The 8,129-nt window shown below is 71.1% G+C and carries 3 protein-coding genes and 2 rRNA genes; 4 read left to right on the top strand and 1 reads right to left on the bottom strand.

Annotated features, from left to right (window positions below; translation table 11 throughout):
• Both AB0K14_RS22395 and rrf read left to right on the top strand, forming a co-directional pair.
• Window positions 1–99, top strand: a 23S ribosomal RNA gene (locus AB0K14_RS22395); the annotation flags it as partial.
• Between the two features lie 120 nt (window positions 100–219).
• A 5S ribosomal RNA gene (rrf, locus tag AB0K14_RS22390) occupies window positions 220–336 on the top strand.
• Window positions 337–390: 54 nt separating this feature from the next.
• On the opposite strand, the gene AB0K14_RS22385 is transcribed toward rrf, so the two are convergent.
• Window positions 391–3,507 carry a CHAT domain-containing protein gene (locus AB0K14_RS22385; protein WP_360455577.1) on the bottom strand — a complete coding sequence of 1,039 codons (3,117 nt, stop codon included), beginning with the start codon at window positions 3,505–3,507 and terminating at the stop codon, window positions 391–393.
• Between the two features lie 74 nt (window positions 3,508–3,581).
• Here AB0K14_RS22385 and dgt point away from each other — a divergent pair, with 74 nt between their 5' ends.
• Both dgt and AB0K14_RS22375 read left to right on the top strand, forming a co-directional pair.
• Window positions 3,582–5,147 (top strand): dGTP triphosphohydrolase, encoded by a 1,566-nt coding sequence (gene dgt, locus AB0K14_RS22380; RefSeq protein WP_360455574.1) that lies wholly within the window; start codon window positions 3,582–3,584, stop codon window positions 5,145–5,147.
• A gap of 164 nt (window positions 5,148–5,311) precedes the next feature.
• On the top strand, window positions 5,312–8,080 hold the full coding sequence (locus tag AB0K14_RS22375; RefSeq protein ID WP_360455571.1) for a S8 family serine peptidase: 2,769 nt from the start codon (window positions 5,312–5,314) through the stop codon (window positions 8,078–8,080).
• Window positions 8,081–8,129: the final 49 nt, after the last annotated feature.

The raw sequence follows: 8,129 nt of genomic DNA, 5'->3' as shown, positions 1-8,129 counted from the left end.
GGTTAAGGCCCCCAAGAGACTATTGGGTTGATAGGCCGGAGATGGAAGGTCGGTAACGGCTGGAGTTGACCGGTACTAATAGGCCGAGGACTTGTCACGAAAATGCTACGCATCCACTGTGCGGTTCTGAGAGAACCGAACCGGACCATCCAGGCCCGGACGATCCCCGGTGAGGGGTTGTCGGGTCGGGGTGCCTACGGGTTGGTAATTTCATAGTGTTTCGGTGGTCATAGCGGTTGGGGAACACCCGGTCCCATTCCGAACCCGGTAGTTAAGCCTTCCAGCGCCGATGGTACTGCACTCGTGAGGGTGTGGGAGAGTAGGACGCCGCCGAACAATTCTTCAGCCTTCAGGGGCATCCGTGGTCACGGGTGCCCCTGAAGGCTTTTTTCATGCCTTGCCCGAGCCGACGCAGATGAACGGCCGTCGCAACGGGTCCACCGCGACCGCTTTCGCGAGTGCCCGAGCCGGTGACAGGCCTGCGGCGAGCGCCTGGTGGAAGTCGTGCATGGCGATCGCCGTGGTTTCATCCCCCACACGGCCGATGGCGACGATGACCGTGCTGACGCCCGCGAGCAGCATGGCGTCAGCGAAGCCGAGGGCGTCACCATCCGGTTCCACGTGTCCGCCGGCGAGCTCGCAGGCCGCGAGCACCACCAGACCCGGCGGATGGTGCATCTCGCTGAACTCGTGCGCCAACAGCGGCCCGTCGATGAACTCCAACCTGGAGAACAGGGCGTTCTCCGGCTCGTTCACCGCAAAGGCCGCGAGGTGCACCACAGCGGCGCCGTCGCACGCCTTCAGCACCGCTGCGACCTTCGCCTGGTCGATGGGGAGCACCGTGGGGTCGACGTGGAGCCGGGCGAGGTCGTCGATCTCACGCGCAGCTGCGGGCACGCCCGGTCCTGCGGCGAGCACCACGCGGTCTGGTCGAGGCGGAGATGGAGCCGCTTCCGAGGTCAGCCATGCCGTGATCGACGGTGCCACGACGACCGACCTGCCCCTCAACGTCGCCAACGCCGACCACGTGACCGAGTAGAGGGGACCGGTGGGCACGACCACCAGGTCACGATCGGCGATGTGCTCTGCCAGCGGTCGCATGAGGAGCACGTCGAGTGTGTGCGCTTGCCGTTCGGCCGACGCCGCGATGACGGCCACCAACGAAGTGGCCAGGTCGTTCGGTGCCACGGCGTTGATGTCGGAGTACATCCGCCGAGCCGGTTCGACGATCACCTCGGCCGGACCGAGTTCGACGATCCGGGTTCCTTCAGCGGTCACGACGAGTGCGAACAGCTCGTCCGACACGGCGACGAAGCTGACCAGCGCGCGGTCGCCGACCACGTGCACCACCTGGTCGAGGGTGACCGCCTCGGCGACCGGTCGTGCCGGCGCGTACTTGAGGCGTTGGACCCGGGCTCGCTCGGTGAAGGTGAGCAGGGTGCCGGCCTCGCGCCGCCGCACGACCACGTCCAACGCGAGGTCGCGCAGCCGTCTGCGGTACAGCGCGCCGACCGGCACGGGACTGAGTTCGGCGGAACGCTCGTGGTTCACGAGTTCGAACGCGGTCTCCGCCTCGAACAGCACGTCGTCGCCCTTCCCGAGTTTGAACGCGATCTCCGCCCAGCACAGCTGGAGCAGGAGCCGGTAGTCGATCCGGGCGGATCGCCTGGCGGACGACTCCGGCATCAACGTGACCGCCAGGTCGACGTCGCCATTGGCGATCACGAGCCGCACGCCGAGCAGCAGCGCGAACGCGGCCTCGTCGGGCAGACCGGCCCTGGTCAGCTCGGCCGCCGTGGTGGACAACCGCTGGTAGGTCGTCGACCGCTCGTCCTCGGTCAGGCGGTCCGGCTCCGCGGTGAGCGCGGCGAGGTGCGTGAGCGCGCAGGTGGTCGCGGCCCGGTCGTCGCCGGCGTCGGTGAACCGGACCCGGGCGACGGCGGCGAGTCCGATGGCCCGGTCCGCGTTGCCCCTGGCCAACTCGGCCACGGCGTGGAGCTGGTCCAGCCTGGCCAGGAGCGGGTCGGTGGACCGCAGCCGCGCGCGCAGGTCGTCCAACAGCGAGCACGCCTCGGAGTAGAGGCCCGCCGCGATCATCGTCTCGGCCTGGTCGAGTTGGATGCGGTCCACGAGGTCGGACGCGGAGGTCCGACAGGTCTTGAGCGCTCGATCGAAGTACCGCAGGGCGCGCGGGATGTCACCGGCCATGCGTGTGAGCAGCGCCAAGTCGCGCTCGTACGCGCCGACCCGGTAGGCCGGCACGCCGCGCAGGGCCGCGTGCTTCGCCACGACGACGAGGTTGAGCCGTTCGGTCTCGAACCAGGCGGGCACGTCGGCGTCGAGCGCGGCGTGGGCCTTGGTCGCGTAGTGCTCGAACAACCGGCTGAACGCGCGGTCCGCCGCTTCCCGGTCGATCAGGGTTTCCGCCTGTTCGCGGGCGTACGCGGTGAGCAGGTCGTGCATGCCGAACCGCCCGTCCGCGCCGGCTTCCACCAGGTGCACGCGGGCGAGCGCGTCGAGCAGGCGGTCCGCCTGTGCCTCGTCCACCGAGGCGAGCACGGCGACCGACGCGGTGTCGTACCGCCTGCCGGGGTGCAGCCCGAGCACGCGGAACAGCTCGCGGCAGTCGTCGTCGAGCTGCCTGAACGACCACGAGAACACCGTGCGGATCGTGCGGTCGTCCTGGGCGAGGCCCAGCAGCCGCCGTTCGCCGGCCAGCTCGGTCACCAGTTCGCCCAGCGAGGCGCGCGGCCGGACCACGGCCACCTCGGCGGCGATCCTCAGCGCCAACGGCAGCCGTGCGCACAACTCCACCAGTGTGACCGCGTCGTCCGGGCTCTCGTCCACTCGGCGTCCGATCGAGGTGCGGAGCAGCCGCACGGCGTCGTCCGGTGGCAGGCGGTCGAGGTCGACACCTCGCGCGCCGTACCGGACCCGCAACTCCGGGAGGGCGTCCCGGCTGGTCACGATGACGAAGCAGCCCGGGCTCCCCGGCAGCAGCGGCAGGACCTGGCTCGCCGTGCGGGCGTTGTCCAGCACCACGAGCACGCGGCGGTCGGCCACCAGGCTGCGGTAGAGGGCGGCGCGTTCCTCGACGTCGTTCGGCACGTCTACGACGCTGAGCGCACGCAGGAACCCGGAGAGGACGTCACCGTGCTCCAGCGGCAGTTCCCGGTCGTAGCCGCGCAGGTCCACGTACAGCTGACCGTCCGGGAACCGGTCGCGCACGCGGTGCGCCCAGTGGATCGCCAACGCGGTCTTGCCGACGCCCGCCGTGCCGGAGACCGCGGAGACCACTACTGCGGTGAAGTGCTCGCCCAGCAGCGCGTCCAGCTCGGCCAGCTCGCTCTCACGGCCGGTGAAGTCGCCGATCGGCAGTGGCAACTGGCGTGGTCGCGGCGCACGCGGCGCGTGGAAGTGGATGCCGCCGGACACGTCCCGCGCCTGCACGAACGACTCGCCGGAACCGGAGAGCTCGTTCGAGTGGCCCGACTCCTCATGCCCCAAGCCGACCTCCCTCCGCCTCCTGCACGGTAGCGCCAACCCGGTGCGCCCGGCTCCGCGCGACTAAGTTCTCCGCCATGCACCACGAGACCGCCGACCCCCGAACGCAGCGCCGCTCCGGCGGGAACGCCGTGCAGGCCGACCTGGCCACGGTCCCGTTCCGCGTCGACCGGGACCGCGTGGCCAGCTCGCCGTTCTTCGCGCGCCTCGGCGGCGTCACGCAGGTCGTCAGCTCGACCGGCTCCGGTCTGCTGGTGCACAACCGCCTCACGCACAGCCTGAAGGTCGCCCAGGCGGCCCGCGCCATCGCCGAGCGCCTCAACACCCGCCCCGACGTGGCGAACCTGCTGGACAAGCTCGGCGGTTGCGACCCGGACGTGGTGGAGGCCGCTTCGCTGGCGCACGACCTGGGGCACCCGCCGTTCGGGCACCTCGGCGAGCAGGTCCTCGACCGGCTGGCCCGGCACCGGTTCGGGCTGTCGGACGGGTTCGAGGGCAACGCCCAGTCGTTCCGCATCGTCACGACCACCGACGTGCGGGGTCCGGCCGCGGTCGGGCTGGACCTCACCGTGGCGGTGCGCGCGGCGATGCTCAAGTACCCGTGGACGCGCCTGTCCTACCCGAAGCCGCACCCCAGGGACCTCCCGGCGCCGCCCCGTGGCGCGGCCGAGCCCGCCGACGCGCCGGGCACCGGTTCCGGCAAGTTCTCCGCCTACGTCACCGAGCTGGACGACGTCGAGCAGTCCCGCGCGTTCTACGCGGGCCGGTTGGAGCCGTGGCAGCAGACGGTGGAGGCGTCGGTCATGGACACCGCCGACGACATCGCCTACGCCATCCACGACCTGGAGGACTTCCACCGGGTCGGTGTGCTCCAGCACGCGGCGGTGTCCACCGAGCTGAACGCCTGGCTCGACCACGCCGTCGAGCTCGCGGGTCTGAGCCTGGCCGACCTCGCCGCCCAGGAACGCCGACCGGGTCGTTCGCTGGAGACCCTGCGCCGCCGGCTGCACGCCAAGGACTCGTGGGCGGTGCACGACGACGCGTTCGCGCACGCCGTGGCCAAGGTGCGCGCGGAGCTGGTCGACGGCCTGCTGGCGGTCCCGTTCGACGGCTCGGTGGAGGCCGAGCAGGCCGTCGCCGGGTTCTCCGCCCGCTGGACGCGCCGCCTGGTGGACTCGGTCGGCGTGGTCGAGGAGCCGACGACCCGCTCGGGGCACGTGGTGCTGGCCGTGCCGCAGTGGCACGAGGTGCAGGTGCTGAAGTTCGTGCACCGCCGGTTCGTGCTGCTCCGACCCGACCTCGCGCTGCACCAGCGCGGCCAGGCGCGGCTGCTCACCGCGCTGGTCGAGGCGTTGGAGCAGTGGGTCACCGACCGGCACGAGGCGAACCGGCTGCCGCGCCGGCTGCACGACCTGGTGGAGCTGGCGGGCGCCGAGTACGCCGCGCTCGCCCGGACGGACCCGTCGGTGCTCGTCGGCGCCACGGGGGAGACGCCGTCGGGCCCGGATGCCGTTCGGGCGCTGGCCCGCGGCCGGGCGGTGGTCGACTTCGTCGCCTCGCTCACCGACAACCAGGCCGCGGCGCTGCTCGACGCACTGTCCGGACGAACCGGTCAGCTGTGGACAGATGCTTTTGTACTGTGAAATGTGATGGATCCACCGTCTGTGAAGTAGGCCGAACGGTGGCAGACGGTACTTGGCCGTGCGCAATACGTTGACCCCTCGGTCGGATACATCCGACCGGAGGCCGCGTGCGTCGGGGGCACGCCAATCTGGGGGAGACGCCTGTGCGCTCACCGAAACGTCGTTTGCGAAGAAACGCCCTGATCGCGGCGGGTGCCGCCGTGCTGTTGACCGCGGGCGTCGCAGCGCCCGCCACCGCCGACCCGACCAAGGCGTCCAAGGGCGTCGAAGCGCGGACCGCGGCGCAGATCTCCGCGCTGCAGGACATCAAGAAGTCCCTCACCGAAGCCGAGTCCAAAGTGGACAGCGCGCTCGTGGTCGAGCAGCGCCGCCGCGGGAACGCCACGACCCTCGACAAGCTCCCCGCCCTCCAGACGGGCGTGAAGGTCCACAGCGGAAACACCGTCGTGGTGGACATCCGCGCTTTCAAGGTCACCGACGACCTGGTCGCCGCGGTGAAGGCCGCGGGCGGCGGCATCCGCTCGGTCTCCACGGAGGGCAAGACCGTTCGCGCCCAGCTGCCGCTGAACGCGCTGACCTCCCTCTCCGCCCGCGGTGACGTCCGCCGCGTCGAGGCCGCGGTCGAGTACAAGACGTTCAACCAGAAGGACCGCAAGGCCGACCCGGCCCCCTCGAAGGAGGACAAGGCCAGGGAGATCGAGGCCCGCACCCGCGAGGCCCTGATCGCACCGCAGGCCGTCCGGACCGGCGAGGGTGACCGGGCGCACGCGGCGGACACCGCGCGTGACGACTTCCGCGTCACCGGCACCGGCGTGAAGCTGTGCGCGCTGTCCGACGGCGTCGCCTCGCTGGCCCTGTCGCAGGCCGCCGGCGAGCTGCCCGCCGGCGTCGAGGTCCTGCCCGGCCAGGAGGGCTCGGGCAACGAGGGCACCGCGATGCTGGAGATCCTCCACGACATCGCGCCGAACGCGAGCCTCGGCTTCGCCACCGCGATCAACGGCGACGCGAGCTTCGCCGACAACATCCGCGCGCTGCGCTCGCAGCTGGGCTGCGACGTCATCGTGGACGACATCCTGTACTTCAACGAGTCGCCGTTCCAGGACGGCGTGATCGCGCAGGCCGTCGACGCGGTCACCGCCGACGGCGCGCTGTTCTTCTCCTCCGCGGGCAACGAGGGCAACATCGCCGACGGCACCTCGGGCCACTGGGAGGGCCAGTTCGTCGACTCCGGCGTCGGCGTCGGCAAGTTCGCCGGCACCGCGCACGACTTCAACCCCTCGCCGGACGCCAAGCAGGTGTTCAACCCGCTGTCGGACAGCTCCGGCAACGTGCCGGTGACGCTGTTCTGGGCCGACCCGCTGGCCTCCTCGTTCAACGACTACGACCTGTACCTGGCGAACTCGCAGGGCAACGTGGTGTCGTTCAGCCAGGGCGTGCAGGACGGCAGCCAGGACCCGTACGAGCGGCTGAACACGCCCGCGAGCGCCTCCGGCCTGCGGTTGGCCGTGGTGAAGTTCCGCGGTGAGGACAAGTACCTGTCGCTGTCCGCCCTGGGCGGTCGCTTCAAGGACTCCTCCGACGGGCTGAAGAAGTTCGCGACGTCCGGCGTGACCCGCGGCCACTCCGCGGCCAAGGGCGCGATCAGCGTGGCGGCCGCCCCGGCGAACAACCCGCTGCCGTTCGACCTGGAGCCGGGCGACCCGGCCAACCCTCGCGGCCCGTTCCCGAACGCGTTCGACGGCACACAGAAGCCTGAGCGGTTCACCTCCGACGGTCCGCGCCGGGTGTTCTTCGCGCCCGACGGCACCCCGCGTGAGGAGGTCAGGCAGAAGCCGGACCTGACCGCGGCGGACGGCGTGCAGACCAGCGTGGCCGGGTTCAACCCGTTCTTCGGCACGTCGGCGTCCGCGCCGAACGCCGCGGCCATCGCGGGCCTGGTGCTGTCCGGCAACCCCGGGCTGTCGCCGGCCGAGGTGCGCGAGGCGCTGACCGCCACCGCGATCGACCTCGTCGAGGCGGGCGTCGACAACCGGACCGGCGCGGGCATCGTGCGCGCCGACCTGGTGCTGGGCTACACCGGCGCCTCGCCGCAGCCGCTGGCGAAGGCGACGAAGCCGTCCGTGGTCAACGACGCCGACGGCAGCCAGTACCTCAAGCCGGGCACCACGGCCACGGTCACCGTGCCGGTGGTCAACTCCGGTGACGGCACGGCCGCGTCGACCAGCCTCGCGCTCACCACGCCCACCGCGGGCGTGACGATCGCGCCGCGGTCGAAGTACTACGGCAACGTCGAGGTCGGCCAGACGGTCACCAACACGTTCAAGGTGACCGTGCCCGCGTCCCTCGGCGTCGGCTCGGCCATCCGGCTGGACGCCCGGGTGACGTTCGCGGGCTCGACCTCACCGACCACGAGCGCGTTCACGCTCAACGTCGGCGAGCCGTCCCGCGACGCCAAGACGTTCGCCTACGCCGGGCCGGTCGCGGCCATCCCGGACAACGACGCCACCGGCGTCACGGTGCAGATCCCGGTCAGCGGCGTCGGCCGCGGCTCCAAGATCGTGTTCTCCATCGACGGCGACACCTGCAACGCGAACACCGGCGCGACGACCGTCGGCATCGACCACACGTTCGTCGGTGACCTGGTCGGCACGCTGACCTCGCCGACCGGCGCGACGGCCACGGTGTTCCAGCGCAACGGCTCGACCGGCAACAACCTGTGCCAGGTCGTGTTCGACGACACCGCCGCGCAGCCGTTCTCCTCGGTGACCAGCAACCTCGCGCCGTACACCGGCACGTGGCGGCCCACCACCCCGCTGGGCGGGCTGCTCGCCGAGCCGGTCGACGGCACGTGGACGTTCAAGGTCGTGGACGGGGCCGCGTCCGACCGCGGCTCGATCCGCGCGGTCTCGCTGAAGATCAACGGTTACATCTGATCCGGTTACACCTGATCGACAAAAGGGCCCCGGGAGCACGCTCCCGGGG

The sequence above is a fragment of the Actinosynnema sp. NPDC050801 genome (assembly GCF_040673975.1).
GTDB lineage: Bacteria > Actinomycetota > Actinomycetes > Mycobacteriales > Pseudonocardiaceae > Actinosynnema.
The sequence above is the reverse complement of the archived record's forward strand: the minus strand, read 5'-3'. Positions and strand labels throughout refer to the sequence as shown.

Coding starts and splice junctions, on each gene's coding strand:
- dgt (WP_360455574.1), top strand. CDS start 3,582: ATGCACCACGAGACCGCCGACCCCCGAACGCAGCGCCGCTCCGGCGGG.